The organism is Streptomyces albidochromogenes (assembly GCF_005981925.1).
GTDB lineage: Bacteria > Actinomycetota > Actinomycetes > Streptomycetales > Streptomycetaceae > Streptomyces > Streptomyces albidochromogenes.
Window position 1 is genome coordinate 23477 of sequence record NZ_VBVX01000013.1, and the last position, 20969, is coordinate 44445.

General features: G+C 71.5%; 12 protein-coding genes. 8 read left to right on the forward strand and 4 right to left on the reverse strand.

The genetic code is table 11. The features are described from left to right. Positions 1–30 precede the first annotated feature (30 nt). Complete coding sequence (locus E2E34_RS03435; protein WP_138900399.1) at positions 31–3027, forward strand: bifunctional [glutamine synthetase] adenylyltransferase/[glutamine synthetase]-adenylyl-L-tyrosine phosphorylase; 2997 nt, start codon at positions 31–33, stop codon at positions 3025–3027. Positions 3028–3185: 158 nt separating this feature from the next. On the opposite strand, the gene E2E34_RS03440 is transcribed toward E2E34_RS03435, so the two are convergent. The 3 genes from E2E34_RS03440 to E2E34_RS03450 form a co-directional block, all read right to left on the reverse strand. Next, the gene (locus E2E34_RS03440) at positions 3186–4022 is read right to left on the reverse strand and encodes a phosphatase PAP2 family protein (RefSeq protein ID WP_425573401.1); all 837 of its coding nucleotides are present in this window, start codon (positions 4020–4022) and stop codon (positions 3186–3188) included. A 132-nt stretch (positions 4023–4154) separates the two neighbouring features. Further along, positions 4155–5174 carry a LacI family DNA-binding transcriptional regulator gene (locus E2E34_RS03445; protein WP_138900400.1) on the reverse strand — a complete coding sequence of 340 codons (1020 nt, stop codon included), beginning with the start codon at positions 5172–5174 and terminating at the stop codon, positions 4155–4157. A 25-nt stretch (positions 5175–5199) separates the two neighbouring features. Further along, entirely contained in the window at positions 5200–6825 is a 1626-nt protein-coding gene (locus E2E34_RS03450) for a glycoside hydrolase family 13 protein (RefSeq protein WP_138900401.1), read from the reverse strand. A 309-nt stretch (positions 6826–7134) separates the two neighbouring features. Here E2E34_RS03450 and E2E34_RS03455 point away from each other — a divergent pair, with 309 nt between their 5' ends. From E2E34_RS03455 to pulA, 7 genes are all read left to right on the forward strand, one after another. Further along, on the forward strand, positions 7135–8409 hold the full coding sequence (locus E2E34_RS03455; RefSeq protein ID WP_138900402.1) for an extracellular solute-binding protein: 1275 nt from the start codon (positions 7135–7137) through the stop codon (positions 8407–8409). 19 nt (positions 8410–8428) lie between these two features. Further along, the gene (locus E2E34_RS03460; RefSeq protein ID WP_138900403.1) at positions 8429–9439 is read left to right on the forward strand and encodes a carbohydrate ABC transporter permease; all 1011 of its coding nucleotides are present in this window, start codon (positions 8429–8431) and stop codon (positions 9437–9439) included. A gap of 44 nt (positions 9440–9483) precedes the next feature. Further along, on the forward strand, positions 9484–10338 hold the full coding sequence (locus tag E2E34_RS03465) for a sugar ABC transporter permease (protein ID WP_138900410.1): 855 nt from the start codon (positions 9484–9486) through the stop codon (positions 10336–10338). Between the two features lie 83 nt (positions 10339–10421). Then, the gene (locus tag E2E34_RS03470) at positions 10422–12101 is read left to right on the forward strand and encodes a glycoside hydrolase family 13 protein (RefSeq protein ID WP_138900412.1); all 1680 of its coding nucleotides are present in this window, start codon (positions 10422–10424) and stop codon (positions 12099–12101) included. After that, complete coding sequence (locus E2E34_RS03475; protein ID WP_208765133.1) at positions 12086–13129, forward strand: LacI family DNA-binding transcriptional regulator; 1044 nt, start codon at positions 12086–12088, stop codon at positions 13127–13129. The genes E2E34_RS03470 and E2E34_RS03475 overlap by 16 nt, the downstream gene beginning before the upstream one ends. Before the next feature lie 359 nt (positions 13130–13488). Next, complete coding sequence (locus E2E34_RS03480) at positions 13489–15186, forward strand: carbohydrate-binding module family 20 domain-containing protein (RefSeq protein ID WP_138900404.1); 1698 nt, start codon at positions 13489–13491, stop codon at positions 15184–15186. A gap of 47 nt (positions 15187–15233) precedes the next feature. Further along, positions 15234–20552: a pullulanase-type alpha-1,6-glucosidase gene (gene pulA, locus E2E34_RS03485; protein ID WP_425573396.1), complete on the forward strand. Its 5319-nt coding sequence runs from the start codon at positions 15234–15236 to the stop codon at positions 20550–20552. Positions 20553–20665: 113 nt separating this feature from the next. Here pulA and E2E34_RS03490 read toward each other — a convergent pair. Beyond that, positions 20666–20969: GNAT family N-acetyltransferase (locus tag E2E34_RS03490; RefSeq protein WP_138900405.1), on the reverse strand; the 304-nt coding region annotated here is incomplete at its 5' end.

The following is a 20969-nucleotide window of genomic DNA, read 5'->3' on the forward strand; positions in this document are numbered from 1 at the left end:
GACCGTGGGACGGCCGGAGCGGGAGGCAGAATGTCGGCGCCGGGGCGCAGGAGCAGTACCTTCAGCAGGCTGCTGCGGCACGGTTTCACCGATCCGTCCGCCGCCGAGCGGCTCCTCGACGCACCCGAGCTGGCCGCCGTGCGGGGCGACCCGGTGCTCCTCGACGCGCTCGGCGCGACCGCCGACCCCGACCTGGCGCTCCTCGGTCTCGTACGGCTCGCGGAGGCCCAGGACCCGGCCGAACTGCGGGTCCTGCTCGACACCCTCGTCACCGCCAAGCCCATGCGGGACCGGCTGCTCGGCGTACTCGGCGCGTCGGAGGCGCTCGGCGACCACCTGGCGCGGCACCCGCGCGACTGGCACGCGCTGGTCACGTACGAGGCGGCGGACCTGCACCCCGGCGTCGCCGACTTCGAGCGGGGCCTCGCCGGCGCCACCGACCCAGTGGCGCTGCGGGTCGCCTACCGGCGCTGCCTGCTGTCGATCGCCGCGCGCGACGTGTGCGGCACGACCGGCGTCGCCCAGACCGCCGCCGAGCTGGCCGACCTGGCGACGGCGACCCTGCGGGCGGCGCTGGCCATCGCCCGCGCCGCCGCCCCCGAGGACGCGGCGATGTGCCGGCTCGCGGTCGTCGCGATGGGCAAGTGCGGCGGGCACGAGCTGAACTACGTCTCCGACGTGGACGTGATCTTCGTGGCGGAGGCGGCCGAGGGGCCGCGCGGCGCCGACGAGGACAAGGCCCTGCGCGCCGCGACCCGCCTCGCCTCGCACCTCATGCGCGTCTGCTCCGAGACGAACATCGAGGGCACGATCTGGCCGGTCGACGCGAACCTGCGGCCCGAGGGCCGCAACGGGCCGCTGGTACGGACGCTCTCCAGCCACCTCGCGTACTACCAGCGGTGGGCCAAGACGTGGGAGTTCCAGGCCCTGCTCAAGGCGCGGGCGGTCGCCGGGGACCTGGCGCTGGGCGAGGCGTACGTCGAGGCGGTGTCACCCCTCGTGTGGCAGGCCGCCGAACGCGAGAACTTCGTCCCCGACGTGCAGAAGATGCGCCGCCGCGTCGTCGACAACATCCCGGCCGCGCAGATCGACCGCGAGCTGAAGCTGGGGCCCGGCGGGCTGCGGGACGTCGAGTTCGCCGTACAGCTCCTCCAGCTCGTGCACGGGCGCAGCGACGCGACCCTGCACCAGGGCTCCACCCTGGGGGCGCTCGCGGCGCTCTCGGCCGGGGGGTACGTCGGGCGGGCGGACGCCGTGCAGCTCGACGAGGCGTACCGCTTCCTGCGCGCCATGGAGCACCGCATCCAGCTGTACCGGCTGCGGCGCACCCACCTCGTGCCGCAGGACGAGGCCGGTCTGCGGCGGCTCGGGCGCTCGCTCGGACTGCGCACGGAGCCGGTCGCCGAGCTCAACCGGGCCTGGCGGCGGCACGCGTCGGTGGTGCGCCGGCTGCACGAGAAGATCTTCTACCGGCCGCTCCTCGACGCCGTCGCGCAGCTCGCCCCCGGCGAGATCCGGCTCAGCCCCAAGGCGGCGGGGCAGCGCCTCGAAGCGCTGGGGTACGCCGACCCCGCCTCGGCGCTGCGGCACCTGGAGGCGCTGTCGTCCGGGGTGACGCGCAAGGCGGCGATCCAGCGGACGCTGCTGCCCGTGCTGCTGGGCTGGTTCGCGGACTCCGCCGACCCGGACGCCGGGCTGCTGGGGTTCCGGAAGGTGTCCGACGCGCTGGGCAAGACGCCGTGGTACCTGCGGCTGCTGCGGGACGAGGGCGCGGCGGCGGAGAACCTGGCGCGCGTCCTGTCGGCCGGGCGGCTCGCCCCCGACCTGCTGCTGCGGGCCCCGGAGGCGGTGGCGCTGCTCGGCGACCCGGAGGGCCTGAAGCCGCGCGGCCGCGCGCACCTGGAGCAGGAGGTGCTGGCGGCGGTCGGGCGCGCGGACGGCGCGGAGGCGGCGGTGGTGGCGGCGCGCGGCGTGCGGCGGCGGGAGCTGTTCCGTACCGCCGCGGGCGACCTGGTCGGATCGTACGGAACCGAGGAGAGCCCGGCCGAACAGGACCCGGGCGCCCTGGTCGACCGCGTCGGCAACGCCCTGACCGACCTGAACGCCGCCACGCTGGCCGGGGCGCTGCGGGCGGCGGTGCGGGCGCAGTGGGGGGAGCGGCTGCCGACGCGGTTCGCCGTGATCGGGATGGGGCGCTTCGGCGGACACGAGCTGGGGTACGGGTCCGACGCGGACGTCCTGTTCGTCCACGAGCCGCGGGAGGACGCCGACGAGCAGGAGGCGGCGCGGGCCGCGAACACGGTCGTCGCCGAGATGCGGCGGCTGCTCCAGCTGCCCACTTCCGACCCGCCCCTGCTGATCGACGCGGACCTGCGCCCGGAGGGCAAGAGCGGGCCGATGGTCCGTACGCTCGCCTCCTACGCGGCGTACTACCGCCGGTGGTCGCTGGTCTGGGAGAGCCAGGCGCTGCTGCGCGCCCATCCGATGGCGGGCGACGCGGACCTCGGCCGGCGGTTCGTCGAACTGGTCGATCCGCTGCGGTATCCCGAGGGAGGGCTTGGCGAGGACGCGGTGCGCGAGATCCGGCGGCTCAAGGCGCGCATGGAGTCCGAGCGGCTGCCGCGCGGCGCGGACCCGACGCTGCACGCGAAGCTCGGCCGGGGCGGGCTCAGCGACGTCGAGTGGACGGTCCAGCTGACGCAGATGCGGCACGGCGCGCGGGTGCCGGGCCTGCGGACCACCCGGACCCGCGAGGCGCTGGCGGCGGCCCGGGAGGCCGGCCTCATCGCGGCGGACGACGCGGACGTGCTGGACGAGGCGTGGGTCCTGGCGACGCGGGTGCGCAACGCGGTGATGCTGGTGCGGGGCAGGCCCGGCGACACCTTCCCCTCGGACGGACGGGAGCTGGGCGCCGTCGCCCGGTACCTCGGGTACGAGGCCGGTCACGTGGGGGACATGCTCGACGACTACCGGCGCACGACGCGGCGGGCGCGGGCCGTCGTCGACGAGCTGTTCTACGGGTCCTGAGGGCGCCGGGCCCGACAGGGCCGCTCCCGGCCGGCGGGGAGCCCCGGCCGGCCGGAAGGATCAGAGCCGGCCGGCCCAGTACGAACGGATGCGGGCGTCCGGCGCGGCGGTCCACTTCGCCAGGTCCAGGTCGGCGTACGCGAACGTGGCCGGCGCCGCTACTGAGCGCGCAGCGGCCACGGCCGGCGGCCGGTCCGCGGGCGGGACGCGTCCTGGGCGACGACCTTCGGCAGGCGGTTCGGCAGCGCCCCGTACCAGGTGCAACTGAGGGCGTAGCCGAAGCCGAGGCAGATCAGGCCGCCGACCGCGTCCAGCCAGAAATGGTTGGCGGTGGCGACGATCACGACCAGGGTCACCGTCGGGTAGAGCAGCCCGAGGACCCTGGCCCAGGGCACCGAGGCCAGGGCGAAGATCGTCACGCCGCACCACAGGGACCAGCCGATGTGCATCGAGGGCATCGCGGCGTACTGGTTCGACATGTTCTTGAAGTTGCCGGAGGCCATCGACCCCCAGGTCTGGTGCACCAGGACCGTGTCGATGAAGCCGTGCCCGTTCATCAGGCGCGGGGGCGCCAGAGGATACAGGTAGTAACCGAGCAGGGCGATTCCCGTAGTCGCGAACAGCACCAGGCGGGTCGCGGCGTAACGGCCGGGGTGGCAGCGGAAGAGCCAGACCAGCACGCCGATCGTGACGACGAAGTGCAGCGTCGCGTAGTAGTAGTTCATCGACACGATCAGCCATGTCACCGAGTTGACGGCACGGTTGACGCTCTCCTCGAACGCGAGGCCCAGGCTCTGCTCGGCCTGCCAGATCCAGTCCGCGTTGCGCAGGGCGGCCGCCTTCTGCTCCGGCACGGCGTTGCGGATCAGCGAGTACGTCCAGTAACTCACCGCGATCAGCAGGATTTCGAACCAGATGCGCGGGTGACGCGGTGCGCGCAGCCTTCGCAGAGCAGCGGACCGGGCGGACGGCTTCCGCTGCTCCTCGTCCGGCATGGGTGAGGGGTCGGTGGCCGTCCGGCCTTCCAGAGTCTTCACGGTCGCGTCACCCATGGGGAGAGAGTCTGCCAGATGAGCACCACCCTTCCGATCATCCTCCGGTCGGGTGACGCGTGCACGTGCTGAGCGCTAGGGACGAGGCCCCGATGCCGTCGAACCGCGTACCACCAGTTCGGGCATGAAGACGAACTCGCTCGGCGGGGCGGGGGTGCCGCCCACCTCTTCGAGGAGCGTGCGGACCGCCGCCTGCCCCATCGCCGTCACCGGTTGCCTGATGGTCGTCAGCGGAGGGTCGGTGAACGCTATGAGCGGTGAGTCGTCGAAGCCCACCACCGAGACGTCGCGCGGTACGTCCAGCCCCAGGCGGCGGGCGGCGCGGATCGCTCCGAGCGCCATCATGTCGCTGGCGCACACGATCGCCGTGCAGCCCCGCTCGATCAGGGCGGAGGCGGCGGCCTGGCCGCCCTCCAGCGAGTAGAGCGAGTGCTGGATCAGCTCCTCGGCCTGCTCGGGACCCAGACCGAGCCGCTCCTGCATGGCGGAGCGGAAGCCCTCGATCTTGCGGAGTACGGGAACGAACCGCTTCGGGCCGACGGCCAGACCGATCCCGGTGTGGCCCAGGGACGCCAGGTGCGTCACGGCCAGCCGCATCGCGGCCCGGTCGTCGGGGGAGATGAAGGGCGCCTGGACCTTCGGCGAGAAGCCGTTGACCAGGACGAAGGGGACACCCTGGGCGCGCAGCTGCTCGTAGCGCTGCATGTCGGCGGTGGTGTCGGCGTGGAGTCCGGAGACGAAGATGATGCCGGAGACCCCCCGGTCGACGAGCATCTCGGTGAGCTCGTCCTCGGTGGAGCCGCCGGGGGTCTGGGTGGCCAGCACCGGGGTGTAGCCCTGGCGGGTCAGGCCCTGGCCGATGACCTGGGCGAGCGCCGGGAAGATCGGGTTCTCCAGCTCGGGGGTTATGAGGCCGACCAGGCCCGCGCTGCGCCGGCGCAGACGTACGGGGCGCTCGTATCCGAGGACGTCGAGCGCGGCGAGTACGGATTCGCGGGTGGCCGCGGCAACCCCCGGCTTGCCGTTGAGCACGCGGCTGACCGTCGCTTCACTGACCCCCGCCTGGGCTGCGATGTCGGCAAGCCGTGCGGTCATGGGAGTGGACTGTACCGGGCGCATGTCAGATTGCCCACCAAGCGCACGAATCGGCCGGGAGAGTGACGGTGGCGCCGTCCTCGGCGGGCGCCTCGGAGGCGAGCAGCAGGCGGCCGGGGGTGGGCAGTTCGGCCGGCCGGGGCGTGGTGTTGAGGGTGCAGACGAAGCCGGGGCGGCTGAACATGAGCAGCCCGTCCGGATAGCCGCCGGGGGGCTGTTCCCAGGTCATCGGACCGTCGCCCAGGCCCGGCAGGTCGCGGCGCAGGGCGAGCGCCGAGCGGTAGAGCTCCAGGGTGGAGTGCGGGTCGCCGGTCTGGGCCTCCACCGTGAGCGACTTCCAGGCGTCGGGCTGCGGCAGCCAGGACGGGTCCGCGCCGTCGGGCGAGAAGCCGTACGGCGCCGCGTCGCCCGACCACGGCATCGGCACCCGCGCCCCGTCGCGCAGGCCGTCCTGGCCGTCGGTGCGGAAGAAGGACGGGTCCTGGCGGACCTCGTCGGGCAGGTCGGTGACCTCCGGCAGGCCCAGCTCCTCGCCCTGGTACAGGTACGCCGAACCGGGCAGCGCCAGCATCAGCAGCGCCGCGGCCCGGGCCCGGCGCAGCCCCAGGGTCTCGTCGCCGCCGCCGTAACGGGTGAGGTGGCGGACCACGTCGTGGTTGGACAGCACCCAGGTGGTGGGGGCGCCCACGAGGGCGGTCGCGGCGAGCGACGTCTCGATCACGGCGCGCATCGCCTGCGCGTCCCAGGGACAGTTCAGGAACTGGAAGTTGAACGCCTGGTGCAGCTCGTCGGGGCGCACGTACAGGGCCAGGCGCTCCGGGGAGGGGGCCCACGCCTCGGCGACGCCGATGCGCTCGCCGTCGTACGAGTCGAGCAGCCTGCGCCAGGAGCGGTGGATGTCGTGGACGCCGTCCTGGTCGAAGAAGGGCAGGACCTGGGAGCCGATCATCTTGGCCTGCTCCCGGGCGCCGATGTCGGGCAGGCCCTCCGCCTTGACCATGCCGTGGGCGACGTCGACGCGGAAGCCGTCCACGCCCAGGCCCAGCCAGAAGCGCAGGACCGACTCGAACTCCTCGTGGACCTCGGGGCTGTGCCAGTTCAGGTCCGGCTGCTGGGGCGCGAAGAGGTGCAGGTACCAGTCGCCGTCGGGGGTGCGGGTCCAGGCGGGCCCGCCGAAGACCGACTCCCAGTCGTTCGGCGGCCGTTCCCCGGCCGCGCCCCGGCCGGGGTGGAAGTGGTAGCGCTCGCGGGCCGGGCCGCCCTGCTGGTCGGCCAGGGCGGCCCGGAACCAGGCGTGCTGGTCGGAGGTGTGGTTCGGGACGATGTCGACGATCACCCGCAGACCGAGGTCGTGGGCGGCGTTGATCAGTTCGGCGGCGTCGTCGAGGGTGCCGAAGAGCGGGTCGACGCTCCGGTAGTCCGCCACGTCGTAGCCGCCGTCGGCCTGCGGCGAGGCGTAGAAGGGGGTCAGCCAGACCGCGTCGGCGCCCAGGGCCGCCACGTGCGGGAGGCGCTCGCGGATGCCGCGCAGGTCGCCGATGCCGTCGCCGTCGCTGTCGGCGAAGGAGCGCACGTACACCTGGTAGATGACGGCGTCGCGCCACCAGCCGCGCTCCGGGGCCGGCCGGGTGGGTGCGAGCTCCTGCGTCATGAAAGGTCCCTCTCGTGCGGGGCGGGCCTGGCCGTGGTCGGTCACTACGAGATCAACGCGGACGCACCTTGAAAGTAACAGGGCTGCAAGTCCTTGCGGTAGTGGTTGCAGGGTCGGCGGCAGCCCCGATAACCCGGGCGCACACCCGCTGACAAGGGGTTCGACGGCAACCGTGAGGACACGCCGATGTAACGATCGGCTGCTCTTGCGGAAAATCTTCGCAAGCTCTTTCGGACTTCTTTCATCCTTGTTACGTTCCTCGACGACCCGGCGCCGCGACGGAGCGGTTCGGCAGTTGAAGGAGTTCAGATGCGACGTGGCATAACGGCCACCGCCCTGGTCGCGACCCTGGCGCTCGCGGCGACCGCATGCGGCGGAGACAGCGGTGAGACCGGTGACAAGAAGGCTTCGGACAAGCTGTCCGGCACCGTCACCTGGTGGGACACCTCCACCGTCGGCAGCGAGGACAAGGTCTTCAAGAAGCTGGCGGAAGGCTTCGAGAAGAAGCACCCGGGCGTCGACGTCAAGTACGTCAACGTTCCGTTCGGTGAGGCGCAGAACAAGTTCAAGAACGCCGCCCAGTCCGGCTCCGGCGCCCCCGACGTGATCCGCTCCGAGGTCGCCTGGACCCCCGAGTTCGCGGACCTCGGCTACCTCGCCCCGCTGGACGGCACCGCCGCCCTCAAGAACGACAAGGACTTCCTGGCGCAGGCCGCGGCCAGTACGAAGTACCAGGGCAAGACCTACGCGGTGCCGCAGGTCATCGACTCCATGGGTCTCTTCTACAACGAGAAGATCTTCAAGGACGCCGGCGTCGAGGTCCCCAGGACCATCGCCGAGCTGAAGACCGTCTCGAAGAAGATCAAGGACAAGACCGGCAAGACCGGCCTCTACCTGCGCGGCGACGACGCGTACTGGTTCCTCTCCTTCCTGTACGGCGAGGGCGGCGACCTGGTCGACGCCAAGAGCAAGAGCGTCACGGTCGACCAGGAGCCCGGCGTCAAGGCGCTGAAGGTCGTCAAGGACCTGGTCGACTCCGGCGCCGCCAAGACGGACGCCACCGACGGCTGGGAGAACATGCAGTCGGCGTTCAAGGACGGCAAGGTCGCCATGATGATCAACGGCCCGTGGGCCGTCGCCGACACCTTCGCCGGCAAGGAGTTCAAGGACAAGGCCAACCTGGGCATCACCACCGTCCCGGCCGGCAGCAAGAGCCAGGGCGCCCCGCAGGGCGGCCACAACCTCGCCGTCTACGCGGGCTCCAAGAACCTGGACGCCTCGTACGCCTTCAGCGAGTACATGACCTCCGCCGAGAGCCAGGCGCTGGTCGCCAAGGAGCTGAGCCTGCTCCCCACCCGTACCTCGGTCTACTCCCAGCCGGGCGTCTCGGACAACCAGATCGTCGGCTTCTTCAAGCCGGTCGTCGACAAGGCCGTCGAGCGCCCCTGGATCCCGGAGACCGGCAGCCTCTTCGCGCCGCTGGTGACCGAGTACACCAAGGTGCTCACCGGCCAGACCGCCCCGGAGAAGGGCGCCAAGGCCACCGGCGACCAGTACCGCAAGCTCCTCAAGGGCTGGAAGTAACAGGAAGGCAGGCCGACTGATGGCTGTCCACACCAGCCAGTCGGTGGCGAAGGCCGCGGGCGACGACGTCGCCCGCGGCCCCAGCCGCGGTGCTGGTACAACGCCGGGCCCGTTCCGGCGCGCGCTCTCGACCCACTGGTACGCCTGGACGATGGTCGCCCCGGTGGTCGTCGTGATCGGCGTGATCATCGGGTATCCGCTGGTCCGCGGCATCTACCTGTCGATGACCGACGCCAACGAGCGCAACGTCGAGCGCAGCATCGGCGTCAACAACATGCCCGCGACGTACGAATTCGTGGGTCTGGACAACTACGCCGACGCGCTCACCGGCGACCAGTTCCTCGGCACCCTCGGCTGGACCCTGGTGTGGACGGTCTCCTGCGTCAGCGTCACGTTCCTGCTCGGCCTCGGCCTCGCGAACATCCTCAACCGCAGGATCGCGGGCCGCTCGGTCTACCGCATGATGCTGATCCTGCCGTGGGCCATTCCCGGCTTCGTCTCCGTCTTCGCCTGGCGCTTCCTCTACAACGAGGACCGCGGCTTCCTGAACCGGCTCCTGGCCGGCGGCGGCATCGACGCGGTGCCGTGGCTCAACGACCCGACGATGGCGAAGATCTCGGTCATCGCCGTCAACGTCTGGCTCGGCGTGCCGTTCATGATGGTCGCCCTCCTCGGCGGCCTCCAGTCCATCGACAGCGCCCAGTACGAGGCCGCCGAGATGGACGGCGCCGGCGCCTGGCAGCGCTTCCGGCACATCACACTGCCCGGACTGCGGCCCGTCAGCGCCACCGTGATCCTGCTGAGCACGATCTGGACCTTCAACATGTTCCCGGTGATCTTCCTGCTCACCCGCGGCGGACCCGGCGAAGCCACCCAGATCCTGGTCACCCAGGCGTTCAAGTTCTCCTTCGAGATCAGCCCCCGCGACTTCGCGCAGTCCTCCACCTGGGGCGTACTGATCCTGATCCTCCTGATGCTCTTCGCCGCGGTCTACCGGCGAGTGCTCCGCAAGCAGGGAGATGTCTGGTGACCACCTACACCGACGCCCAAGTCCCGCCCGGGAGCAAGGTCGCCATGGCCCCCGCCACGCCGAACGCCCCGCTGCGAGGCCGGCGCTCCCCGCTGGCCTCGGTCGGCCTTCACGCCACGCTCGTCGTCGCGTCCGTGATCGCCGTGTTCCCCGTGCTGTGGGTCCTGCTGACCTCGCTCAAGCCGCCGGCGTACGCGACCAGCACCGACTTCTTCAAGGACACGACGCTCACCAACTACACGAACCTCCTGAACGACACCCCGTTCCTGACCTGGTTCGCCAACTCGCTGCTCGTCGCGGGCCTGACCACCGTCATCGGTGTCTTCGTCGCCGCCACGACCGGCTACGCCGTGAGTCGCTTCCGGTTCCCCGGCAAGCGCGGCCTGATGTGGACCCTGCTCATCACGCAGATGTTCCCCGTCGCGGTCCTGATCGTGCCGATCTACAACATCATGTCGAGCATGGGCCTGCTCAACCAGCCGGTCGGCCTGGTGATCACGTACCTCACGATCGCCGTGCCGTTCTGCGCCTGGATGATGAAGGGCTTCTTCGACACCATCCCGCGCGAGATCGACGAGTCGGGCCAGGTCGACGGCCTCACCCCGTTCGGCACCTTCTGGCGGCTGATCCTGCCGCTCGCCAAGCCCGGCATCGCGGTGACCGCGTTCTACTCCTTCGTCACCGCCTGGGGCGAGGTGGCGTACGCCTCCGCCTTCATGGTCGGCGACGAGAACCTGACCCTCGCGGGCGGCCTCCAGAAGTTCGTCAACCAGTACGGCGCCCAGTGGGGGCCGATGGCCGCCGCTTCCGTGCTGATCGCCGTCCCGGCCGCGCTGGTCTTCCTCTTCGCCCAGCGCCACCTGGTGACCGGCGTCTCCGCCGGAGCCGTCAAGGGCTGACCGCCCGCCTCGCACACGTCTGCGGCGCCGGGCCGCGCACCAGGACCCGGCGCCGCTCCCACCCCATGACTTCCAGGGACGACATGACCCAGCACCTCGCTGCTCCCACCGCCCCCACCAGTGCCGCCGCCTCCGGCAACGAGCGCACCGGCTGGTGGCGCGACGCGGTGATCTACCAGGTCTATCCGCGCAGCTTCGCCGACGGCAACGGCGACGGCATGGGCGATCTCGAAGGAGTACGCCGCCGCCTGCCGTACCTGCGTGACCTCGGCGTCGACGCTGTCTGGCTCAGCCCCTTCTACGCCTCGCCGCAGGCCGACGCCGGCTACGACGTCGCCGACTACCGGGCCATCGACCCCATGTTCGGCACCCTGCTCGACGCCGACGCCCTGATCCGCGACGCCCACGACCTGGGCCTGCGCATCATCGTCGACCTGGTGCCCAACCACTCCTCCGACCAGCACGAGTGGTTCAAGCGCGCCCTCAAGGAGGGCCCCGGCTCCGCCCTGCGCGAGCGCTACCACTTCCGGCCCGGCAAGGGCGACGACGGCGAACTCCCGCCGAACGACTGGGAGTCCATCTTCGGCGGGCCCGCCTGGACCCGTACGGCGAACCCGGACGGCACGCCCGGCGACTGGTACCTGCACCTGTTCGCGCCCGAGCAGCCCGACTTCAACTGGGAGCACCCGGCCGTCGCGGACGAGTTCCGCTCCATCCTGCGCTTCTGGCTCGACATGGGCGTCGACGGCTTCCGTATCGACGTGGCGCACGGCCTGGTCAAGGCCGAGGGCCTGCCGGACCTCGGCAGCCACGACCAGCTGAAGCTGCTCGGCAACGACGTCATGCCCTTCTTCGACCAGGACGGCGTGCACGAGATCTACCGCTCCTGGCGGCGCATCCTCGACGAGTACCCGGGCGAGCGCATCGGCGTGGCCGAGGCGTGGACGCCGACCGTGGAGCGTACGGCCAACTACGTGCGCCCCGACGAGCTGCACCAGGCGTTCAACTTCCAGTACCTCGGCACGGAGTGGGACGCCGCCGCGCTGCGCGAGGTCATCGACGTGTCGCTCGCCGCGATGCGGCCCGTCGGCGCGCCCGCGACCTGGGTGCTGTCCAACCACGACGTGACCCGGCACGCGACCCGGTTCGCCAACCCGCCCGGTCTCGGCACCCAGATCCGCACCCCCGGCGACCGCGAACTCGGCCTGCGGCGGGCCCGCGCGGCGACGCTGCTGATGCTGGCGCTGCCCGGTTCGGCGTACGTCTACCAGGGCGAGGAGCTCGGACTGCCGGACGTCACCGACCTGCCCGACGAGGCCCGCCAGGACCCGTCCTTCTTCCGCGCGGAGGGCCAGGACGGCTTCCGCGACGGGTGCCGGGTGCCGATCCCCTGGACGGCCGCGGGGCCGTCCCACGGCTTCGGCACGGGCGGCAGCTGGCTGCCGCAGCCGGCCGGCTGGGGCGAGCTGAGCGTCGAGACGCAGAGCGGCGACCCGGGCTCGACCCTGGAGCTGTACCGCTCGGCGCTGGCCGTACGCCGCGACCACCCGGGTCTCGGCGCGGGCACCGACGTGGCCTGGCTGGACGCGCCGCAGGGAGTGGTGGCCTTCGCCCGCGAGGGCTTCGTCTGCACCGTCAACACGACCGGCGCGGCGATACGCATCCCCGCACCCGGCCGCGTGCTGCTGGCCAGCGGTGAAGTCGCTTACGACGAGGGCGACTTCGACCTGCCCGCCGACACCACGGTGTGGTGGACGGTGTGACCGTCCCCGCGCCGCGGCTGGCGCACATCGCGGAGCACGCCTGTGTCAGTGAGGCCACCGTGAGCCGGGTGCTGAACGGCAAGCCGGGCGTCGCGGACACCACGCGTCAGCGGGTGCTCGCGGCGCTCGACGTCCTCGGCTACGAACGCCCCGTACGGCTGCGGCGGCGCAGCGCGGGCCTGATCGGCCTGGTGACGCCGGAGCTGACCAACCCGATCTTCCCGGCGTTCGCCCAGGTCGTCGAGCAGGTCCTGGCGGGGCACGGCTACACACCGGTGCTCTGCACCCAGCAGCCGGGCGGCGTGACCGAGGACGAACTCGTCGAGCAGCTGGTGGAGCGCGGGGTGGGCGGCATCGTCTTCCTCTCCGGGCTGCACGCCGACCTGTCGACCGACCCCGCGCGGTACGCCGACCTGGCGGCGCGCGGGGTCCCGTTCGTCCTCATCAACGGCTACAACGAGGCGATCAGCGCGCCGTTCGTCTCACCGGACGACCACGCCGCGATGCGGATGGCCGTGGGCCACCTCGCCGAGCTCGGCCACGAGCGGATCGGCCTCGCGGTCGGCCCGCGGCGGTACGTCCCGTCCCGCCGCAAGAGGGAGGGCTTCGTCGACGCGCTCGGCAGCACGCTGCACATGACCGCGGGTGAGGCGGAACTCCTCGTCCAGCACACCCTGTTCAGCGTGGAGGGGGGACAGGTCGCGGCCGGCGCGCTGCTCGACAAGGGGTGCACGGGCATCGTCTGTGCCAGCGACATGATGGCGCTCGGGGTGGTGCGGGCGGCGCGCGAGCGCGGTCTGGAGGTGCCCGACGACCTGTCGGTGGTGGGCTTCGACGACTCGCAGCTGATCGCCTTCACCAATCCGCCCTTGACCACCGTGCGCCAGCCGGTGCAGGCGATGGCGACCGCCGCGGTCGGCGCGCTGCTGGAGGAGCTGGGCGGCAGCCCGGTCCAGCGCACGGAGTACGTGTTCCAGCCGGAGCTCGTCGTGCGCGACTCGACGGCTCCGGCGCGGCCCCGCGGATAGCGGCCCGGGGGACGCCACGGGCGCGAAGGCGCCGGTGCGGGTGCGGGCACCGGCCCGGCCGGTCGGGCGCGTGGGGCCCGGGCGTGCCCGGACCCCCGGCCGGCCGGGCCGGAGTAGGGGAGAAGGTAGCAGAGCCGCAACTGCTTGCGAAAGGGCTTGCAGAGCCGGAACTCTCAGGTTTCCAGCAGGTTAGCGGGATGCGTCACAAGGGTTGACCCCGCTGGTCAGGGCTCGTACGGTCTGCTCCGCGGCAGGGTTTCATTTCTTGCTGCAAGAACCTTCAAGCCTTGAGGGCAAGGCGCGTTGCCGCGCGAGGCTGCACCGTCGCACCCGCACCTCCCCCCATGCAGGAGGAACCAATGGCTCGCAGACCCTTCTCTGCCGCGCTCGCCCTCACCCTCGCCGCCGGTACGGCCGTCCTGGCGGCCCCGGCCTCGCCCGCGCAGGCCGCCCCGCCCGGAACCAAGGACGTCACCGCGGTCCTCTTCGAGTGGAAGTTCGACTCGGTCGCCAAGGAGTGCACGCGGACGCTCGGACCGGCCGGTTACGGCTTCGTCCAGGTGTCCCCTCCGCAGGAGCACATCCAGGGCGGCCAGTGGTGGACCTCGTACCAGCCCGTCAGCTACAAGATCGCGGGACGGCTCGGTGACCGCGCCGCGTTCGCCAACATGGTCAACGCCTGCCACGCGGCGGGCGTCAAGGTCGTCGCCGACAGCGTCATCAACCACATGGCGGCCGGCAACGGCACCGGCACCGGCGGCTCGTCGTACGAGAAGTACAACTACCCCGGCGTGTACTCCGGCGCCGACCTCGACGACTGCCGCTCGCAGGTATCCAACTACGGCGACCGGGGCAACGTACAGAACTGCGAGCTCGTCGGGCTCGCCGACCTGGACACCGGCGAGGACTACGTGCGCGGCCGGATCGCCGCGTACCTGAACGACCTGCTCTCGCTGGGCGTCGACGGTTTCCGGATCGACGCGGCCAAGCACATGCCGGCCGCCGACCTCGCCAACATCAAGTCCCGGCTGAACAACCCGGGCGTGTACTGGAAGCACGAAGCCATCCACGGCGCGGGCGAGGCGGTCTCGCCGAGCGAGTACCTGGGCTCGGGCGACGTGCAGGAGTTCCGGTACGGCCGCAGCCTCAAGCAGGTCTTCAACAACGAGAACCTCGCGAACCTGAAGAACTTCGGCGAGGGCTGGGGCTTCATGGAGAGCGGAAAGTCCTCCGTCTTCGTCGACAACCACGACACCGAGCGCGGCGGCGACACCCTCACCTACAAGGACGGCGCCACGTACACCCTCGCCGGTGTCTTCATGCTGGCCTGGCCCTACGGCTCTCCGGACGTCCACTCCGGCTACGAGTGGTCGGACAAGGACGCGGGCCCGCCCAACGGGGGCACGGTGAACGCCTGTTACAGCGACGGGTGGAAGTGCCAGCACAACTGGAACGAGATCAAGAGCATGGTCGGCCTGCGGAACGTGGCGCGCGGTCAGGGCGTCACGAACTGGTGGGACAACGGCGGTGACCGGATCGCCTTCGGACGCGGCGACAAGGCGTACGTGGCCATCAACCACGAGGGCTCCTCGCTGACCCGTACCTTCCAGACCTCGCTCGCGGCCGGCACCTACTGCGACGTCCAGAGCAACACCGCCGTGACGGTGGGCAGCTCGGGCCAGTTCACGGCCACCCTCGGCGCCCACACCGCCCTCGCGCTGCACGTGAACGCCAGAACCTGCGGCAGCGGCCCGGCGCCGGTCTCGGCCGGCGCCTCGTTCCACGTCAACGCCACCACCACGCCCGGCCAGAACATCTACGTCACCGGCGACCAGAGCGCGCTCGGCAACTGGAACACCGCCGCGGCGGTCAAGCTCGACCCGGCGGGCTACCCGGTGTGGAAGCTCGACGTCGCCCTGCCCGCCGGAACGCCGTTCGCGTACAAGTACGTCCGCAAGGACGCCGCCGGCGCGGTGACCTGGGAGAGCGGCGCCAACCGCACCGCCACCGTCCCCGCGAGCGGCAAGGTCACGCTGAACGACACCTGGCGCGACTGACCCCGTCCCCTTCCCCGTTCCGCCCGTACCACCGAGGAGTCCCCGCTGTGATACGCCCGCCCCTGCGAAGAGCGGCCGTCGGCGTCGTGAGCGTGGCGCTGTGCGCCGCACTCGCGCCCGCCGTCCCGGCCGCCGCCGCCAAGCCCCCCGCGCCGCCTTCGGACAAGGCACTCGCCGCCCAGCCCACGCGGCACGACCTGACCCGCGAGCAGTTCTACTTCGTACTGCCCGACCGGTTCGCGAACGGCGACACGGCCAACGACAGGGGCGGGCTCACCGGCTCGCGTCTCGACACGGGATACGACCCCACCGACAAGGGCTTCTACCAGGGCGGCGACCTCAAGGGCCTCACCCGCAAGCTCGACTACATCAAGAACCTCGGCACCACCTCCATCTGGATGGCGCCGATCTTCAAGAACAAGCCCGTGCAGGGCGCCGGCAAGGACGCCTCCGCCGGCTACCACGGCTACTGGATCACCGACTTCACCCAGGTCGACCCGCACTTCGGCACCAACGCCGACCTGGAGAAGCTGATCGACAAGGCCCACGCCAAGGGCATGAAGGTCTTCTTCGACGTCATCACCAACCACACCGCCGACACCGTCGACTACGCCGAGAAGAAGTACGGCTACCGCCCCAAGGGCGCCTACCCGTACCTCGACAGGAACGGGCGCCCCTTCGACGACCGCGCGGGCGTCGCGAAGGTCGACGAGGACGCGTACCCCTACACGCCGAAGACGCGCGCGGACGAGAAGAAGGTCCCCGCCTGGCTCAACGACCCGACGATGTACCACAACCGGGGCGACTCGACCTTCGCGGGCGAAAGTTCCGAGTACGGCGACTTCTCCGGCCTCGACGACCTGTGGACCGAGCACCCCGAGGTCGTCGACGGCATGGCGGAGATCTACCGGAAGTGGGTCCGCGACTTCGACATCGACGGCTTCCGCATCGACACGGTCAAGCACGTCGACCTGGACTTCTGGACCCAGTGGGCGACCGCCCTCGACACGTACGCCGCACAGCGCGGCCGGGACGACTTCTTCATGTTCGGCGAGGTCTACTCCGCCGACACCGAGGTCACCTCGCCCTACGTGACGCGCGGCCGCCTCGACTCCACCCTCGACTTCCCGCTCCAGGACGCGACCCGTTCGTACGCCTCCCAGGGCGGGCCCGCCACCCGGCTGGCCAAGGTCTTCGGCGAGGACTACCGCTACACGACCGACAAGGCCAACGCCTACGGCCAGGTCTCCTTCACCGGCAACCACGACATGGGCCGCATCGGGACCTTCCTCAAGCAGGACAACCCCGACGCCGGCGACGCGGAGCTGCTCAAGCGCGCCCGCCTCGCCAACGAGCTGATGTTCCTCTCGCGCGGCAACCCGGTCGTCTACTACGGCGACGAGCAGGGCTTCACCGGAGCGGGCGGCGACAAGGACGCCCGCCAGACCCTCTTCGCGTCGAAGACCGCGGACTACCTCGACGACGACCAGCTCGGCACGGACCGTACGCACGCGTCCGACGCGTACGACACCGCGCACCCCCTCTACCGGTCGATCGCCGCGCTCTCGAAGCTGACGAAGGCCCACCCCGCCCTGCGCGACGGCGTCCAGCGTGAGCTGCACGCCGAAGGCCCCGTGTACGCGTTCTCGCGCACCGACGCCAAGCGCGCCACCGAGTACGTCGTCGCGACCAACAACAGCGCCGGGCCGAAGACCGTCGAACTGACGGTGGCCACCGCCGGCGCCGACTTCCGCCCCCTGTACGGCGCTTCAGCGGCGGCACGCAGCGACGCCGGTCGCAAGCTCGCCGTCACCGTGCCCGCGCTGTCGTCCGTCGTACTGCGCGCGGCCGAGCCCCTCCCCGCCCCGGCGGCCCGGCCGGCCATCACCCTGAAGGCACCGGCGGCGGGCGCCACCGGAACCGTCGAGATCGGCGCCGACGTCGACGGCGGGCAGCTGAACCGCGTCGTCTTCGCCGCCCAGACCGGCAACGGCAAGTGGCGCACCCTGGGCACCGCCGACCACGCCCCGTACAAGGTCACCCAGTACCTGGGCCGCGACGTGAAGGCCGGCACCGCCCTGCGCTACAAGGCGGTCGTGGTGGACCGCGCCGGACGCACCGCGAGCGCCGTCGCGTCGACGACCGCCGGCCAGGCTCCCGCCCCGGACCGGCCGACGGCCGTCGAGCGCGACCACGCCGTCGTCCACTACAAGCGCCCCGACGGCGACTACGACGGCTACCGGCTCAAGGCCGGGGACACGTCGGCCGCCTTCACCGGGCGCGACGCCTACGGCGCCTTCGCCTGGATCAAGCTCCCCGCCGGCGCCTCGTCCCTGCCGTACACCGTCGAGAAGGACGGCGCGGCGGACGGCCCGCGGCGCACCGTCGACCTCGGGAAGACCGGCGAGGTCTGGATCGAGCAGGGCAAGGACGGCCAGGCCGACAAGGCCCCCGACGGCGCGTACCCGCCCCAGGACAAGAGCAAGGCCGTACTGCACTACCAGCGCGCCGACGGCGACTACGACGGCTGGGGTCTGCACACCTGGACCGGTGCGAAGGACCCGACGGACTGGGCCAAGCCGCTGATGCCGGTGAAGAAGGACGCCTACGGCGCTACCTTCGAGGTCCCGCTCGCCGACGGCGCCACCTCGCTCAGCTACATCCTGCACAAGGGCGACGAGAAGGACCTCCCGAGCGACCAGTCCCTCGACCTCGCCACCTTCGGGCACGAGGTGTGGATGCTGGCGGGGCAGCCGAAGTACCTGCTGCCGCAGAGCGCCGGGGCCACCTCCCTCGACCTGGGCAAGGCCGAGGCGCAGTGGATCGACAAGGACACGGTCGTCTGGAAGGTCAAGGCCACCGAGGCCACCAGCCAGCAGCTCGTGTACGCCCGTGACGGCGGCATCTCCGTCGTCGACGGGGCCCTCTCCGACGAGGGGCGCTGGCTGCGGCTCACCCCCTCCGCGCTCACCGACGCGCAGAAGGCGAAGTACCCGCACCTCAAGGAGCACCCGGCGTTCACCGTCGACCCGCGCGACCGGGACCGGGTGCGCGAGGCGCTGCGCGGCCAGATCATCGCCACCCAGCGGGCCGCGAACGGCGCCCTGCTCGCCGCCACCGGCGTGCAGCTGCCCGGCGTACTGGACGACACCTACAGCGCCGGGGCCACCAAGGCGTCCCTCGGCCCCGTCTTCCGCAAGGGCCGTCCCACCCTCTCCCTGTGGGCCCCCACCGCCCAGCACGTCGCCCTCGAACTCGACGGCCGCACCGTCCCCATGCGGCGCGACGACCGCACCGGCGTCTGGTCCGTCACGGGCGCCGCGTCCTGGACGGGCAAGCCATACCGGTACGCCGTGAAGGTCTGGGCGCCCGGCGTCCAGAAGGTCGTCACCAACAAGGTCACCGACCCCTACTCCACCGCGCTCACCGCCGACTCGGCCCGCAGCCTCGTCGTCGACCTCACCGACCCGAAGCTGGCCCCCAAGGGCTGGTCGACGCTCAGGAAGCCGGCCGCGACCCCGCTGCGCGACGCGCAGATCCAGGAACTGCACGTCAGGGACTTCTCCATCGCCGACCGCACCGCGAAGCACCCGGGGGAGTACCTCGCCTTCACCGACCGCGGCTCGAAGGGCATGAAGCACCTCGACAAGCTGGCGAAGGCCGGCACGTCGTACGTCCACCTCCTCCCCGTCTTCGACATCGGCACCATCCCCGAGAAGAAGACCGACCAGCAGCGCCCCGCCTGCGACCTCGCCGTGTACGCGCCCGACTCCGAGGAGCAGCAGGCGTGCGTGGCGAAGGCGGCGGCGAAGGACGCGTACAACTGGGGCTACGACCCGCTGCACTACACCGTCCCCGAGGGCTCGTACGCCAGTGACCCCGACGGCACCCGCCGCACGGTCGAGTTCCGGCAGATGGTCAAGGGCCTGAACGACTCGGGCCTGCGCACGGTCATGGACGTCGTCTACAACCACACGGTCGCCTCAGGCCAGGCGGACAAGTCCGTACTCGACAAGATCGTCCCCGGCTACTACCAGCGGCTGCTGGCCGACGGCAGCGTGGCCACCTCCACCTGCTGCGCCAACACCGCGCCCGAGAACGCCATGATGGGCAAGCTCGTCGTGGACTCCGTCGTCACCTGGGCCAGGGACTACAAGGTCGACGGCTTCCGCTTCGACCTCATGGGCCACCACCCGAAGGCGAACATGCTGGCCGTCCGCAAGGCACTGGACGAGCTGACCGTCGCCCGCGACGGCGTCGACGGCAAGAAGATCGTCCTGTACGGCGAGGGCTGGAACTTCGGCGAGATCGCCGACGACGCCCGCTTCGAGCAGGCCACCCAGAAGAACATGGCCGGCACGGGCATCGCCACCTTCTCCGACCGCGCCCGTGACGCGGTGCGCGGCGGCGGGCCCTTCGACGAGGACCCGGGCGTGCAGGGCTTCGCCTCCGGCCTCTACACCGACCCCAACTCCTCGGCCGCGAACGGCACCGAGGCCGAGCAGAAGGCCCGCCTCCTGCACTACCAGGACCTCATCAAGGTGGGCCTGACCGGCAACCTGGCGGCGTACACCTTCACCGACACCGCCGGCCGCACGGTCAAGGGCTCCGAGGTCGACTACAACGGCGCACCCGCCGGCTACGCGGCGGCCCCCGGCGACGCCCTCGCCTACGCCGACGCCCACGACAACGAGACCCTCTACGACGCCCTCGCCTTCAAGCTGCCGCGCGCCACCCCGGCGGCGGACCGCGCGCGCATGCAGGTCCTGGCCATGGCGACGGCGGCGCTCTCGCAGGGCCCGGCGCTGTCCCAGTCCGGCACCGACCTCCTGCGGTCCAAGTCCCTCGACCGCAACTCCTACGACAGCGGTGACTGGTACAACGCGATCCACTGGGACTGCGCCGCCGGCAACGGCTTCGGCCGGGGCCTGCCGCCGGCCGCCGACAACACGAGCAAGTGGTCCTACGCCAAACCCCTGCTCACCACCCCGTCGCTGACCCCCGACTGCGGCGACATCGAGGGCGCGTCGGCGGCGTACCGGGACCTGCTGAAGATCCGTACGACCGAGAAGACCTTCAGCCTCGCGTCGGCGGACCAGGTGCAGAAGGAGGTGTCCTTCCCGCTGTCGGGCAAGGAGGAGACACCCGGTGTGATCACCATGCGCGCCGGCGACCTGGTCGTGGTCTTCAACGCGACCCCGTCGCAGCGGGAGCAGAAGGTCACCGGTCTCAAGGACACGCCGTACGCGCTGCACCCGGTGCAGGCGGCCGGCGCGGACGCGACGGTCAGGAAGGCGGCGTACGACCGGGCCACCGGCACCTTCACGGTCCCGGCCCGCACGGTCGCCGTGTTCACCCGGGGATAGCACCCGGGGACAGGGGGACGCCCTCCGAGCACCCCACCGCGTCACCTGCCCGGCCGGGCCGGCGGCCCCCGCTCAGCGGGAGCCCGCCGGCCCGTCCGGCGTTCCGGGCACCGCTACAGCCGCCGCTCCAGCAGCGTCACCCCGTACGACGCCCCGCCCGGGCCGCCGTCCTTGGCCGGCTGTTCGCCCACCACCCGGTAGCCCGCCTCCTCGTAGTAGGCGCGCAGCCTCGGGTTCGACGTCAGGCAGTCGAGCCGGGCCAGCTCGCGCCCGGCCTCCGCGATCCGCCGTTCCGCCCGGGCGAGCAGCGTGCGCCCCAGCCCCGGCGGCGCGGTCGCGCGGTCCATCATCAGGCGGTGCACGTACCCGGCGACCGGCGGCTGGACCCCCCACGCGGGCTCGTCGTCCCACCACAGC